Genomic DNA, 13,933 nt, shown 5'->3' on the forward strand with positions numbered 1-13,933 from the left:
GTGATATGAAGAAATCCACATACCATTGCGCCGCTTTCGCGGCGCTTTCTCTAACTGGTTGCGCCAGTACGCAACAGGTGACCATTGAACAACCCGAGGGCTATCGGGCCACCGCTTACGTTGTGTACCACAATCAAACGTCCGATCGCTGCCGGGCAAGCTACAGCATCGGCATGGGCCGCTGGATATACATGCATGAAAAGGAACGTCGTTTAGAATCGCCGAGTACCGGCCCTGTGCAGTTCAAGATCCCCGATAGAGTTCACAGAGGGCTCTGTACGCAGTACCTGCAGCGACTTGAAATAGAAACCACACCAACCCATGGTGGTGAACCGATAAAGCTGGCCCGGTTGGACTTTCGCCCCGCAAGCCGGGCAGCGCCCGCCCACCAGGTGCGCCTGAACTGCAATCACGTGCGGTCGTTGGGCAAGTCGAACAGCGTGGAACAAGAGACATGGTGCTGGCCACATGAGCAGACGGACATAGGCTGGTCGGTAAAGCATGTTAGTAGCCCCTCCCGGCTCGCCCCTCTGCACGTACGCCTGGAGCTCCCAGCGGAACCGGGCTACCTAGGGCGCTGGGTCAGGATCGGTGGTCAGCACATCCCTTATAAGCTGGTTCACGAACGGCCAGGCATGGCCCGAGTTGAACTCGTGGAAATCCGTCGCGATGGGCTTAGTTGCAATAGCCACCCCGCCTGCGAGCATGGCATCGAACCGTCAAAAGTCATGGCCCTTGCCGTGCTACATGCAAAGGTGACCAACACCTACTGGGCGCACTCAGGCCCAGACACGCCGGCAATCTTCGAAAGAGCAAACGCTTAGGATTGGGTAAGCGATATTTCAAACAAGCTCTACCGCTGGAAGTGGCAACACCAGGATCAGATGGAGCTACTGGTGCGCACCTACCTGTATGCCCAAGACACCATAGATGAACCAGCCTGGAATCCCTTACCTGGTGAGGCGTCCGAGACGCACTTCGCGCGCTGCAAGAAGTTGTTCGGGCCCGCCTCGCATGACCGACACCAACTGAACCAAATCAAGTCGGAAGTTGGCAGATGGATCGCCCATCGGCCGAGTGCGCTTAGAGAAGACATCTTCAAAAAAGAAGGTCACCCCAGCTGGATAGCCGAACAGGTACGTGATCTACAGCGATGGAACTGGGCCTCACCAGAACAAATCAGCTTTCTGCTAACACATCGGGCTTCAGCAAAGTCTCGGCCTCTCGCATGCGAACCGCTCACTGACGAAGAGCCGGATCAGCATTTTCTTCGTTGCCAGCGTTTGTTTGGCCCCATACCCAAGCGATAGATAAGCACGCTGAATTTGGTGGAGAGAAGCCGCGTGCCTTCCGGCACAACCCAGTTCGCATTCGCTTGCCGTTTTTCTCACTATGATTCGCACCCGCTCGATCCAAGGAAGGACCTATGCTCATGCGAACACAGTTTCAAATCGGGCTCGCAACGCTCTGGCTAGCATGCATGCCAGCAGAGGCACACAGTATCGACATCGGCTGGATACGTTTAACTTCACGTGTCCAGCTAGATGCCCCCGAGACGCCTGTCAGTGCCAGCTCAGGCAGCCTACTATTTGCGGAAACGGAAGACACCGAACCCAGGCCTCATAAAACACTGCTGAGCGCACATCAGCAGCTGCTCTACCTGAATATTTACCGCGATCCTGATTACCGCGAGCGGGCGTACAAATTCGGGCCGTTGCCACTTTTTGAACGATCAGAGTTGCAGCACTGTATCCGAGACGGCCGGCGCTTCGACGCGGATAACTGGGCCGGTGAGTTCAGCCCCTCGGAGGGCTTGCTCCTGCTTGGTTACAGCGTAAGTTGTGCCGACTATCGCCACTGGCAGGACGATCGTTTCATTCTGCTCGATACGAGAACCCCAGGCACGCCGTTACTGGCGATTGGCCGCCCCACCACTGCCGAGCAGATTAGCCTGACGCCTCTGCAGCCTATGCCCGAAGGACTCGGAGAACAGTGGCTAAAGCGCCTCAACGGGGATTCGGGCGCGCGACATTATTCATTACCAAGCGCGCCGACCTATTTCATGCTCGACCAAACCATGCCTTCCGAAGACGGTGAACAAGCCCTCAGGAAGCTACGTCGCCTGCATACGAACGCATTCGCCCACAAAGGCAACGCAGAAACCCTGGAACCCCTCCGTGATTTCCTGACCAAGCACGACTATCGGCAGTTAGGTGTTGGCATACGAGATGTACCTCGCCTGCTAAACGATATTGCATTCTGGCTAGCCGCTGCCGGAGACCCCGAGGCCGCCCGGCCACTGCTTGAGGAAGTTCTACAGCGGGAGCCAGATCGTATCGCCGTGCAACTTAATCTGGCCGACATCGACTGGCAGCTTTATCGGCTGAACCCTAACCTCGGCCTTTATGAAGCCCGTGCGTTGGAACGCTACCGAATCTATTGCGGTCTGCGCTTAACCCGCCAACTTTCTATTCCGAAGCGGGTATTGGAGCGTCTCCAGCTGAGCGAAGCCAGCGAACAGGCATGTCGTCCACATTGGCCGCTGCTAAACGCGGTCAGAGCAGACGATCTATCTCTGGTTCAACGTCTTCTTGACCAAGGCGTTTCCGGTCATGTCGTGGGCGACGATGGTCAAAGTGCGTTGATGCTGGCACTGCATAAGCCCAACCTAGAAATAGCCCAACGTCTGGTTGCAGCCGGTGCCCGACTAACTGGGCTCTATCCCTACCGAACGCAGCTTGCACAAGCGCTCGCATTGGATTTGAAGGAAGATCCCGAACTCGCCCGCCCGACACGCTTTAGGTTCCTGGCAGCTGCAGGCGCACCGTTCGAAGAGCCAGAGCTGAACGATCAGACTTTACTCATGCAATACGCAAGTAATCCCCGCGACCTGCGAGTGTTGGAGGAGCTGTTGCGCCATCGGCAGAACGTCGACCATCGAAACAAGGACGGCAACAATGCTATGCAGCGCGCACTAACCGCGGGCAACTTCAAGGCTGCCGACATGCTTTTGGACGCTGGCGCACAGCCCAACCAGCTATTTGATGGTCGCCTGCATTGCAAGAACATGGATACCGCCTACAGCCCAATCCAACTTTTAGCCAATGCATCGCAATCTGAGCGCAGCCATGACGATGAAACACGGCGCGTCAGTCTTGCATCCTTCGCAAAAATGCTGAAAGCAGGCGCTGATCTTACGCTTGGGCAGCGCTGTGGATTGCGTGGAAAAGATGTCCTCTTGGAATCCCTGGTCCGTGCGCGCAGAGACGACATGATGGCTCTACTCGACAGTACCGACTCGCCGCGTCAGCCCACCGACTGACAGGTTACTGATACCGCCATCCGCAACCTACGAGATACCAGCGCCACGCAGGACGGCTCCGCTTGGGAGACGATGTTGGCGGTGTTGCGGCGCGGCGCGCCGGTGCTAGATGCATTGAAACAGCGACTTGCGATTTTGCCCGCACGCGGAGCTTGACCCCAAGAGGGGGAACCACGGCCTGGTCCAACTGACAACCGCTCTGCGACTGGCACGGCTAGCAGCTCAGAATGTCGCGCGGGCATTCAACCGTGCGGTTCTCGGCTCGCCAACATTAAACCTGCAGTTCGCTGTTGGCGCTCGACGGGTAGTAGTGCTTGTCGCCAGGTATCGACCTAGATGCACGTGATCGGCAAGATCAAGGGCAACATCCTCAACCTGCCACAGCCGGGCAGTGCGGCCAGCGTGGTCGGCCACATCACGCCGGCCGACCTGATGAAGACCATCCGTAGCAAGCCGCACGCCTGAGCAACAGGCGGGCACCGTTACGGCGTCCACCCTCAGGCGCCTGCGGTTCCGCTCCGTAAAAACCTTGTGATTCGAGGCCGCCGTCCGGTACGTTCGACATGCCCGCGTAACTGGCGGGCCAGAACAATAACCGCTGCCTTCCCTGGCACGCCCTTGCAAGGAAACACCATGAGATCTCTGATTGCAGCTGGCGTCTTGCTGGCCAGTGGCGCGAGTTTCGCCGCGCCCTCTTCTTCGCTGCTCGATGACGTCCAGCAGCGTGGCACACTCAAGGTCTGCACGACGGGCGATTACAAGCCCTACACCTTCCTGCGCGACGACAAGCAGTACGAGGGCATCGACATCGCCCTTACCGAGTCGCTCGCCAAATCGCTGGGCGTGAAGGTTGAGTGGATTCCGACGACCTGGAAGACGCTGATGCCGGACTTCCTGGAACAGTGCGACATGGCAGTCGGCGGTGTTTCCATATCGCTCGAGCGGCAGAAGAAGGCCTTCTTCAGCGATCCGATTGCGGTGGACGGCAAGATTCCCTTCGTCCGCTGCGACGAGGTCGAGAAGTACCAGACCATCGAACAGCTCAATCAGCCTTCGGTCCGCCTGATCGAGCCGTCGGGCGGCACCAACGAGGCCTTCGTACATCGCGAATTGCCCAAGGCGCAGCTGGAGTTGTTCCATGACAACACCGTGATCTTCAAATCCGTCGCCGACAACAAGGCCGACGTGATGATCACAGACTCATCCGAGGCGCAGTATCAGCAACGCAACTACCAGACGCTGTGCGCGGTGAACCCCGACAAGCCACTGCAATACAGTGAAAAGGCTTTCCTGTTGCCACGTGACGATGTGGCATTCAAGGCTTACGTCGATCAGTGGTTGCACCTGAGCAAAGCCACCGGCGAATACCAGCGCATCGCCGACAAGTGGCTGGCAAAACCCGGCGAGTGACGACTCGAACCTGACCGAGCCGCACCGCTAGAAGGTCACACTGGCGCTCAAGCGTGCGGTTCTCGGCTCACCCACGTTGACCTGCAGCTCGCTGCCCGTGCTCGACGGGTAGTACTGTTTGTCGAACAGGTTGTCGACGTTGAACTGCAGCCGGGTCTTCTGGCCCAGCAGCGGATATTCCCAACGCAGAAAGGCGTCGGCCACGGTATAGCTGCTCATCCAGTAATCGTTGGCGTTGTTGCGAGCGCGTTCGCCCACGTAGCGCGCGCCGCCACCGGCATGCCACTCGCCCAGCTCGGTCGGTACACGCAGGTGGTGAGTCAGGTACAGGCTGGCGGTATGTTCTGGCGCCTGGGTCAGGCGATTGCCTTCGTCCTGCGGGTCATCGAGGATTTCGGTGCGGGTGTACGCGTAGGTGCCGATGAGGTCCCAGCGGTCAGCGATACGACCGCTGATATCCAGCTCCAGCCCCCGCGAACCGACGGTTCCGGCGGCATCGCTGATGCTCACGCCGGCGACGGTCGTGGTGGTTACTACGTTGTCCTTCTTTATGTCGAACAGCGCGAGATTCGCGCTCAGCCCCGGCATGATCGCGTACTTGGCACCCAGCTCGTAACTGCGCCCCTGCTCTGGCTCGAAGGTGTTACCGGCATCGTCCAGGCTGGTGTTGGGTACGAACGAGCGGCTGTAATTGCCATACAGCGAAAGCGCATCGTTGACCTCATAGACCAACCCGGCGAAGGGCACAAAGGTGTGATCGCGCTCGTCGAGGTTGACCACGTGATCGGCACCCAGCCCCTGGGCGGAATATTGCTCGTAGGCCTGGTAGCGCCCACCCAGCACCACTATCCAGCGGTCATCCAGATGCCAGTTGTCCTTGAAGTACAGCGATGTCGACTCCAGCTCGCTGCGCTGATTGCTCTGCGTCGAACTGACCACGCTTGGCGCAGCCAGCTCGCCTAGCACCGGGTCGTAGATATCGATGGCGCGGCGGGTCGCGTTGGGGTTGCGGTAGGTCTTGCCGCGGTATTGGTCCGACACTTCATTGTCGACGCCGACCAGCACGTCGTGACGCTGGCCGAACAGTTCGGACTGGCCGATGAAGTCCCAGCTGGCGTAGCGTGTTTCATAGTCGTAGTGCGCGCCGTTGGCCGCACGGGTCAACTGGCCGGAAGCTGACAAGGAGATTGGCTGGGCGATGGAAAGACCGTAGCGGTCGTTGTTCCAGCCGTAGCTGAGGCGCGTCTTCCAGCGGTCGCTGAGCTCGTACTCGAAGCGCGCCGTGGCGGTCTCGCTGATTCCCACCGCTTTCGCCCAGGTTTCATCCAGGCGCTTGTCGTAGTCCACATCAGCAGGACGGCCGTCGACGAACACCGTGCCGCGATCGAAGGGGGTGGCGTAGTCGTTGTATTCATAGGCCAGGTTCAGGCTGGCACGCTCGCCGACCCAGCTCAGCGAGGGCGCGACCAGGGTGTGCTCGTCAACACCGTAGTTGCGCCAGTAATCCTCGTGCTGACGCTCGGCGATCAGCCGATAAGCGAACCCACTGTCGCCCAGCGGGCCGGTGGTGTCGAGAAAGGTGCTACCGCCGCCCTCGCTGTACAGCGAACCACCGAGCGTGGTGCTCTGGCTGTACAGCGGCTGTTTGCTGATCACATTGATCAGGCCGCCCGGATCAAGCGCGCCGTAGAGCAGCGAAGCAGGTCCCTTGAGCACCTCGACACGCTCGGTGGTGGCGCTGAAATTGCGCGAGAGACTTGAGCGGATGCCGTCGCGCAGGAATGACCCGTCCGCATTGGTGCCAAAGCCACGCTTGATGAACGCATCCTTGGTATTACCGAGGGTATTGCTCTGACTGACTCCGCTGACGAACTTCATCGCGTCGTCCAGCGATTGCACGGCAAAGTCGTCGATGATCTGGGGCGTCACCACATTAACCGATTGTGCCTCTTCACGGATCGGCACGCTGCCCTTGCTTGCACTGCTGACTTGCCGCGCCCCATAGCCCTGGTCCGACTCGACAGGCGCATCGACAATCTGAACTTCAGGCAATACCGTTGTCTGCTGTTCGTCAGCAACCGCAAGCGCTGACGGGCTAATGGTAAAAGACAGCAGCAGGCAACGCGAAACGCGTTTGCCGTTGCGACTTGAAAGCAAAAAATGCACGAACGAATCCCGAGCCGACTGATAAGGGGCCGCAATTTAACACCAGCAAACGAATATGGCTCGCATTTAAGAATAATTCTTATAACCATCCAGGCTCGAGGGGAGCCGGCGCAAACTTCTCGATCTCGTCAAATGACGAATAGCGCGGTTTCTCATGGCAAAACAAGGAACGAACATGCTCAATGGGTCAATTCGCTGGATCGTCGCGTTGTCGCTGATCGCGACGCTTTTCGGTTGCTCGACACCTCCGCCCAAGGAGCCACTACCAGGCGCCAAACCCCAGCCTTCGACCGAGCAGGGGGACGTCATCGGTTCGGGCAAGGCTTCGTATTACGGCAGCCAGCATCACAACAAGCTGACCGCCAGCGGCGAACGCTTCGATCAAACCTCACTGTCCGCAGCCCATCGCACCCTGCCCTTCGGCACAAAGGTCCGCGTCATCAATACCCGCAACGGCAATAGCGTGGTCGTGCGTATCAATGACCGCGGACCGTTCGTGCGGGGGCGCATCATCGATCTGTCGAAAGCAGCGTTCCAGAGCATCGGCAATATCCGCTCCGGAGTTCTTCGGGTGCGCCTGGAAAAGGTCGACTGACGTGAACACCTTCTAGCACTAGATAGCATCAAGTAAGGGAACAATGTGCCGATAGATAGCCATATCCCCTCAGCACTTGGTGCTTCCATGTTCAACGGTCATCTCAAAAAGCAACTTGAAGAACAATCAGCGGAGCTGTCCCTGTTACGACAGCTGCGCGACCAGATGAGCGATACCAAGCTATGCATCATGCTCGATCCCGAGTTTCGGATGATCAGCGTGAACCATAAGTTTGCACAGACGCTTGGTTACAGCGCTGAGCAGTTGAAGGGTCGCGCCATGTCGGACATCGTGCCGGCCTACGTGAAAACCTTGCCTTGCTTCCAGAACTTTCGCTCCGCCATGTCCAGATTGGCTTCAATCAGCGACAACTACCGGTTTCTACATACAGACGGCAGCCTCGCCTGGCTGCACATCGACTGGTACCCCATCAAGAATGAGCAAGGCAGCCTGTTGCATATTCGCGGCCTCGCCCGTGAAGTGAGCAAAGAGTTGCAGCAAGCGAAGGAAAACGAAGCCTTCATCAATGCCCTGCTTCGCTCCACCGCTGTCATTCAGTTCAATCTCGACGGCACGGTCGTTACTGCCAATGAACGGTTCCTTCAAGGCATGGGCTACTCGCTCAAGCAGATCGTCGGTAAGCATCACAGCATGTTCTGCACCTCGGCGGAGGTCTCGTCTCAGCAATACAAAACGTTCTGGCAAACGCTCAATCGTGGCGAATTCGTCGCCGATCGCTTCAAACGTATCGACAGCCAGGGACGAGACGTTTGGCTAGAGGCAAGCTACAACCCAGTACACGACACCGAGGGCAAACTTTTCAAGGTGGTCAAGTTCGCCAGCGTGATCAGTGAACAGGTCGCTCGTGAACAAGAGGTGCGCGAAGCCGCAACCATTGCCTTTGACGTCTCCAGGCAAACTGACACCAGCGCCGAGCGTGGTGCCGTCGTGATCAAAGATACGGTCGCGACGATGCAACGCATTGCCAAAGAGGTTGAATCGGCCACCCATGGCATCGAGGCGCTGGGCCAGCAATCCCATCTGATCAGCTCCATCGTGCAGACCATCGGCGGCATCGCTGCACAGACCAACCTGCTCGCACTCAACGCTGCCATCGAAGCGGCACGCGCGGGTGAGCAAGGCCGCGGTTTCGCCGTGGTCGCGGATGAAGTACGCCAGTTGGCTGGTCGAACCAGCGCTGCCACCGAGGAAATCGTTAGCGTGGTGCAAAAGAATCAGGCATTGGTCGACGAAGCGGTGCAGGAGATGGCCAACAGCCGTGAGCAGGCAGCCCAAGGCTTGTCGCTAGCCAACCAGGCCGGCGCCGTGATTGTCGAAATTCAGGACGGTGCCAAGCAGGTCGTCAGCGCCGTGGGCCGCTTTGCCAACGAGTTGAAGTAACCGCTTAACAGGCCGGGAGGCGAGTGATCGGGTCTCGCATCCCAACCTTGCGTTTGCTATCCGATCCTCGGCAACGGATCGGTAAAGGTGTCGCTGTTTTCGCCGCTCTGAACATCAGCCGACGGCTGCAGCGCTTCCATCAATTTCGCGCCTGGCAAACATTGCCAGAGAAGCGATTACCGCCAGCCTCAGCTCACCGTTGACCCCACCGGACGAGCAAAGCGGTAGGTGGAAAAGCAACACAGCAGCACGCCGCTTAATGCCAACAACCCTCCTACGATGCCCACATTGCTCAGACCCAGCTGCTGGGTAACCAGGCTACCCAACAGCGCCCCGCCACCAATACCGATGTTGTAGATGCCGGAAAACATCGCCATGGCGACGTCGGTCGCATCGGATGCCAGGTTCAGCACGCGGGACTGCGACGCCAGGCCGAAGCACATCCCGGCGATCCCCCAGACCATCACCAGCGCACCGAGCATCGACGGATCGCGCGCCGCGGGGAGCAACAGCAGCAGGCACAGCGCCATGGTCGAAATCGCCGCGATCATGAAGCCTCGCGGATAGCGCCCGCTGTAGCGACTGAACAGGAACGAGCCGAGAATCCCGGCACCGCCGAACAACAACAGCAATACGGTCGTCATGTCACCGCTTAGGTGCGCGATAGCCTGCGCGAAGGGCTCGATATAGGTGTAGGCCGTGAATTGCGCGCTGATCACCAGCGCTGTCAGCACATAGGCCGCGACCAGTGCGGGCCGCCTGAACAGCATCGGCAAGCTGCGCAGTGAACCGGAATTCTGGCTCGGCAGCAGCGGCAGCGCGCGCGCCAGAACGACCACGACCAGTGCGGCGATTACGGCAATCGCCAGGAAAGTCGTGCGCCAGTCCAGCAGCCCACCAACTACCCGGCCCAGTGGAATGCCCAGCACCATGGCCAAGGCGCTGCCGGTGGCAAGCAGGCCCAACGCCTGTGCCTGCTTGCCTTGCGGTGCGACGCGTACGGCCAGCGATGCGGTGATCGACCAGAACACCGCATGCGCCAGCGCGATGCCGATGCGGCTGAGCATCAACATACCGAAGCTCGAGGCCACACTCGACACCAGGTGGCTACCGATGAACACCACGAAGACGAAGATCAGCAAGGTGCGGCGCTCGATGTTGCGGGTCAGCAGCATCATCGGCAGCGACATCAGTGCTACCACCCAGGCGTAGATGGTCAACATGAGGCCGACCTGGGACGGCGGCATGTTGAAAGAGCGGCCAATGTCGCTGAGCAAGGCCACCGGGATGAACTCGGTGGTATTGAAGATGAAGGCCGCCAAGGCCAGCGCGACGACGCTGATCCAGCTCCCGTCGCGGGTATTCGATTCGTTCATGTAGGTGATGTCTGGATGCGCTCCACTCGGCAATCGCAGCGCGCCAGAAAGGCGCACCGCAGTGTGACGAATGAGGGTGTAAGAAGTAGCCGACCCTGTTCGGCCGCCACAACGCACGCGGCCCGAGGCTTCGAGAAAGCGCGGGATAGCAGCGGGAGCGATGAGAGGTTCGAAACGGGAAGCCGGAGCGGCGCGGATTCTACGCCCGCACCATGCCGATGTCAGGCCGCGAAAGCGATCTGCGACGAGCGGCCGCAACGGCAGCCATAGGATTATGCCGACTGGCTGTCGGCATCCGGCACACGCGTGGGTAGCGTAGGCAGTAAGTCAACAAACGGTTACTTGGCGAAATACGCCTGCGCCCGCTCGGCTTCTGCAGCGGTCGGCTTGTAGCTGATCCACTGGTCCGCCTCGTTTTTCTTGTAGCGCACGACGCCCTGTGCCACATCAAACTCATAGAAGGGGTAGACCTCGCGCAGGTTGTAAAAGGCAGCCGGCGCAAAGAAGAGGATGTCGGCGACGAGATAGCCACCGTTGAACTTGAGCGGGACGATCCCGTACATCGGCTCCATGCCGTCCTGCGTGGCGCGGAAACGATACTGACCGAAGCTGGTAGCTTTGTAGGTCTTGCTGACCGGGTTTTTCAAAATCAGCGGCGCATCGTCATTGATCTTGACAGCCAGGTTCGGATCACTGGCGCGCAGCGATGTGGTAGCTGTACAGGCAGACAGCAGCGCGGCGATCAGCGGCAGCGCCAGGAGTTGCTTGGCCTTCATTTCGTTCATTCCCTTGCAGTGACGTGGTAGACGTGGACAGCGCTGAACTGACCCCTACGTTGGGAGTCGTCGTCCGTCCTTGGCGGGCGGCACTATAGGGCACGAAGGATTCGTGGCCAAGCGCCACCATCGCCGAAGTATCCTTTTCCGATCACCGGTCAGCCACGACCGCTCGGCGTTCTGCCGAAACTTTCCCGCTGAGTGCCAGCCGTACTTACAGATCCCAACCAACTCTGGAGGACGCATGACCTACCCCAAAATTCACGCGCAAAAGCAGGACCGTTTACCCGGCCGGGAACGCGAAATGGACCCGCCTGCTGAATTCATTCGTGAAGGCTACAAAGGCAGCGGCAAGCTGGCCGGCAAGGTGGCATTGGTCAGCGGCGGTGACAGCGGCATCGGTCGCGGAGCGGCAGTGCACTTCGCACGTGAAGGAGCCGATGTCGCCATCATGTACCTCGATGAGCACGAGGACGCCGAAGATGCCAAGCGCATGATCGAAGCCGAAGGGCAGCGCTGCCTCCTGCTTCCCGGAGATATCCGCGACAGCAGCCATTGCAACGATGCGGTCGAGCAAACCGTGAAGGCTTTTGGTCGGTTGGACGTCCTGGTCAACAACGCCGGACGCCAGGAAGTGCAGACGCGACTCGAAGACATCACCGATGAGCAGTGGGAAAAGACTTTCGCCACCAACATCCACGGCTATTTCTATCTGACCCGTGCGGCCCTGGCCCACCTGAAAGCCGGCGCGTCGATCATCAACACGACCTCGATCAATTCGTTCATCGGCAATCCGATGCTGGTCGATTACACCGCGACCAAAGGCGCCATCGACGGATTCACCCGCGCCTTGTCGCAGCAGCTGATCGAGCGTGAAATACGTGTTAACCAGATCGCGCCGGGTCCCATCTGGACGCCCTTGCAACCGCCGTCTCTCGGCAAGCACGACCCGCAGCTGCTGGAAGACTTCGGCAGCCAGATGCCCATGGGGCGCTGCGGCCAGCCATCGGAACTGGGCCCGGCTTATGTCTACCTGGCCTGCGAGGATTCGTCATACGTCAGCGGCCAGACGATACACATCAACGGCGGCAAAGTCGTGAACGGCTGATCCGCCACGCCTGACGTCGAAACCGCGCCGTGGCCCAGGCGCGGTTTTCGTTTCTGCCCGCCCGTGCCGAAGCATCGCGTAATGAGGCGCACGGAACCATCCCTCCTCGTCCCTCGCCAAACAGTCAGGACGGTGCGCGTTGACCTGATCAGGCGAGACGCTCACCACGTACACAACCGCAGCCAGGCTGCTCATAACAAGGTGAAGTCATGACCCAGATTCTCATCGCGGCCTTCGACCGCTACGCCGAAGCCGAACAAGTCAAAACCGAACTCCTTGGCCAGGGAGTACCGAGCGACGCGATCCAGATCTCGGCTTCCTTCAATCCGGATAACGTCGATAGCAGCCGCGTCGAGGTGATCGGCGAGGAGCCGGACGACGATGCCTCGGTTGCCGAAAAGATTGGCAGTTTCTTCAGCAAGGTATTCGGTGACGATTCGAGCAAGCACGCCGGCCGCTATCCGGAGGCCGCCCGTCGCGGCTCAACGGTCGTTACTGTCACGCTTGAAGATGAAGGCCAGGTCGCTGTCGTCGAACAGCTGATGGAGCGCAACGGCGCGATCGACATCGACGAGCGCAGCGCCACTTGGGGTACCGACGACGCAACGCCGGTCACCGCCAGCACTGAAACCCTGACCACTGGCTACCCTGACGCTTCGTCGATCAGCGAGGACGAGCGCAAGCTCAACGGGATGGCCACACCGGATCGCGGCGCCGATGACGGCTCGATTCCCGGCCGGGCCGAAAACGAGAAAGTGGCTCGCCGCGACAACACTGCCGGTCGGGTACGGATCATCCCGCGATAAGCTTCGAAGGCGCCCTATGCGCCGTCAGGCATCGGGCTCGGCAGATCAATTGGACCGGGCCACGATTTGCCGCTGCAGCGCAAGCGCATTGGCCGTTGCCGCCCCACTGGCGGTGTTATCGAAGATGCACCAGTTGGTCACGCCCTCGGATCGGCCCCTCATGCGTTCGGCCAACGACTTCAACCACTGCTCGCCATAGGAAGAGAAGTAGATGCGTGGCGAGCCATGCAGCCGGTAATAACGAAAGCCCGCCCAGCCTCCTGGTTCTGCCGCTTCAGGAAAGGGAGCCGGATCCGCGGCAACGCGAGCGACCTTCTCTCGTTGCAGTAATGCCTCGGCATCCAACCAGCTGGCATGGCGCGGCTCGATGGCAACTGGCCCCTCATAGCGATCTCTCAGCGCCTCGATGAAGGCTGCGGCGCTCGCCAGATCGTAAGACAACGACGGTGGCAACTGCACCAGCAGGCAGCCCAGTTTCACGCCCAGATGTCCGCACTCGTCGAGGAAGCGCTCTAGCAACTCTTCACCATCCACTAGCCGCCGTTCATGGGTAATTTGCTTGGGCACCTTCACGCAGAAACGAAACGCTTCCGGCACGGAATCGGCCCATTTTGCATAGGTTGCCGGTCGATGTGGGCGGTAGAACGCGCTGTTGATCTCCACCGCCGATAAACGACTGGCGTAGCGCTGCAGATGGGTCCCCTCGGCCGCGAACTCTGGCCACTGCTCACGCGGGAGACTCCAGCCCGCCGTGCCGAGCAATACAGGTGTGGTCGACATCAACAAAATCCTCGCAGGCGATGGGCTACATCAGATGACCACTCTGCGCGGCTAAATGATCCAGTTTCCATTCGTATGAGGAGCGCACATGCGCGCCTTGTCTGGAGTGGCTGCTGCGCCACCGTTGCCTCCTTCGGGCGCAAGTGAACTGCAAACCGTCCGCCTCAGGCCCTGAATCAATTGCCTAACCGGG

12 protein-coding genes and 1 pseudogene are annotated in these 13,933 nt (G+C 59.5%); 8 read left to right on the top strand and 5 right to left on the bottom strand.

The genetic code is table 11. The features are described from left to right. Nucleotides 1-5: 5 nt before the first annotated feature. The 3 genes and pseudogenes from CH92_RS14575 to CH92_RS22405 form a co-directional block, all read left to right on the top strand. Nucleotides 6-824 carry a hypothetical protein gene (locus CH92_RS14575; protein WP_025242506.1) on the top strand — a complete coding sequence of 273 codons (819 nt, stop codon included), beginning with the start codon at nucleotides 6-8 and terminating at the stop codon, nucleotides 822-824. 608 nt (nucleotides 825-1,432) lie between these two features. Beyond that, complete coding sequence (locus CH92_RS14580; RefSeq protein WP_158491125.1) at nucleotides 1,433-3,322, top strand: ankyrin repeat domain-containing protein; 1,890 nt, start codon at nucleotides 1,433-1,435, stop codon at nucleotides 3,320-3,322. A gap of 336 nt (nucleotides 3,323-3,658) precedes the next feature. Then, nucleotides 3,659-3,787: pseudogene (locus tag CH92_RS22405) on the top strand (hypothetical protein); the annotation flags it as partial. Between the two features lie 32 nt (nucleotides 3,788-3,819). On the opposite strand, the gene CH92_RS22500 reads toward CH92_RS22405, so the two are convergent. Continuing rightward, nucleotides 3,820-4,068: a PPE family protein, SVP subgroup gene (locus CH92_RS22500; protein ID WP_423832382.1), complete on the bottom strand. Its 249-nt coding sequence runs from the start codon at nucleotides 4,066-4,068 to the stop codon at nucleotides 3,820-3,822. Here CH92_RS22500 and CH92_RS14585 point away from each other — a divergent pair. Further along, the gene (locus tag CH92_RS14585; protein ID WP_025242508.1) at nucleotides 3,956-4,732 is read left to right on the top strand and encodes a transporter substrate-binding domain-containing protein; all 777 of its coding nucleotides are present in this window, start codon (nucleotides 3,956-3,958) and stop codon (nucleotides 4,730-4,732) included. The genes CH92_RS22500 and CH92_RS14585 overlap by 113 nt on opposite strands. A gap of 27 nt (nucleotides 4,733-4,759) precedes the next feature. On the opposite strand, the gene CH92_RS14590 is transcribed toward CH92_RS14585, so the two are convergent. Continuing rightward, the gene (locus tag CH92_RS14590; protein WP_235206229.1) at nucleotides 4,760-6,784 is read right to left on the bottom strand and encodes a TonB-dependent siderophore receptor; all 2,025 of its coding nucleotides are present in this window, start codon (nucleotides 6,782-6,784) and stop codon (nucleotides 4,760-4,762) included. A 289-nt stretch (nucleotides 6,785-7,073) separates the two neighbouring features. On the opposite strand from CH92_RS14590, the gene CH92_RS14595 reads away from it, so the two are divergent. Both CH92_RS14595 and CH92_RS14600 read left to right on the top strand, forming a co-directional pair. Then, complete coding sequence (locus CH92_RS14595; RefSeq protein ID WP_025242510.1) at nucleotides 7,074-7,493, top strand: septal ring lytic transglycosylase RlpA family protein; 420 nt, start codon at nucleotides 7,074-7,076, stop codon at nucleotides 7,491-7,493. Nucleotides 7,494-7,580: 87 nt separating this feature from the next. Then, a complete protein-coding gene (locus tag CH92_RS14600) occupies nucleotides 7,581-8,894 on the top strand; it encodes a methyl-accepting chemotaxis protein (protein ID WP_025242511.1) in 1,314 nt (437 codons plus the stop codon). Nucleotides 8,895-9,082: 188 nt separating this feature from the next. Here the strand turns inward: CH92_RS14600 and CH92_RS14605 are convergent, their stop codons facing one another. Together CH92_RS14605 and CH92_RS14610 are read right to left on the bottom strand one after the other, a co-directional pair. Continuing rightward, nucleotides 9,083-10,270, bottom strand: coding sequence for a sugar transporter (locus tag CH92_RS14605; protein WP_025242512.1), 1,188 nt, complete (start codon nucleotides 10,268-10,270; stop codon nucleotides 9,083-9,085). A gap of 338 nt (nucleotides 10,271-10,608) precedes the next feature. Further along, nucleotides 10,609-11,046, bottom strand: a complete 438-nt coding sequence (locus tag CH92_RS14610) for a hypothetical protein (RefSeq protein ID WP_025242513.1) — start codon at nucleotides 11,044-11,046, stop codon at nucleotides 10,609-10,611. 244 nt (nucleotides 11,047-11,290) lie between these two features. Here CH92_RS14610 and CH92_RS14615 point away from each other — a divergent pair, with 244 nt between their 5' ends. Together CH92_RS14615 and CH92_RS14620 are read left to right on the top strand one after the other, a co-directional pair. After that, complete coding sequence (locus CH92_RS14615; protein WP_025242514.1) at nucleotides 11,291-12,154, top strand: SDR family oxidoreductase; 864 nt, start codon at nucleotides 11,291-11,293, stop codon at nucleotides 12,152-12,154. A gap of 209 nt (nucleotides 12,155-12,363) precedes the next feature. Next, a complete protein-coding gene (locus CH92_RS14620) occupies nucleotides 12,364-12,960 on the top strand; it encodes a hypothetical protein (RefSeq protein WP_025242515.1) in 597 nt (198 codons plus the stop codon). A 45-nt stretch (nucleotides 12,961-13,005) separates the two neighbouring features. On the opposite strand, the gene CH92_RS14625 is transcribed toward CH92_RS14620, so the two are convergent. Continuing rightward, on the bottom strand, nucleotides 13,006-13,740 hold the full coding sequence (locus CH92_RS14625) for a DUF72 domain-containing protein (RefSeq protein ID WP_025242516.1): 735 nt from the start codon (nucleotides 13,738-13,740) through the stop codon (nucleotides 13,006-13,008). Nucleotides 13,741-13,933: the final 193 nt, after the last annotated feature.

It is taken from the genome of Stutzerimonas stutzeri (assembly GCF_000590475.1).
In the GTDB taxonomy this organism is placed as follows: domain Bacteria; phylum Pseudomonadota; class Gammaproteobacteria; order Pseudomonadales; family Pseudomonadaceae; genus Stutzerimonas; species Stutzerimonas stutzeri_D.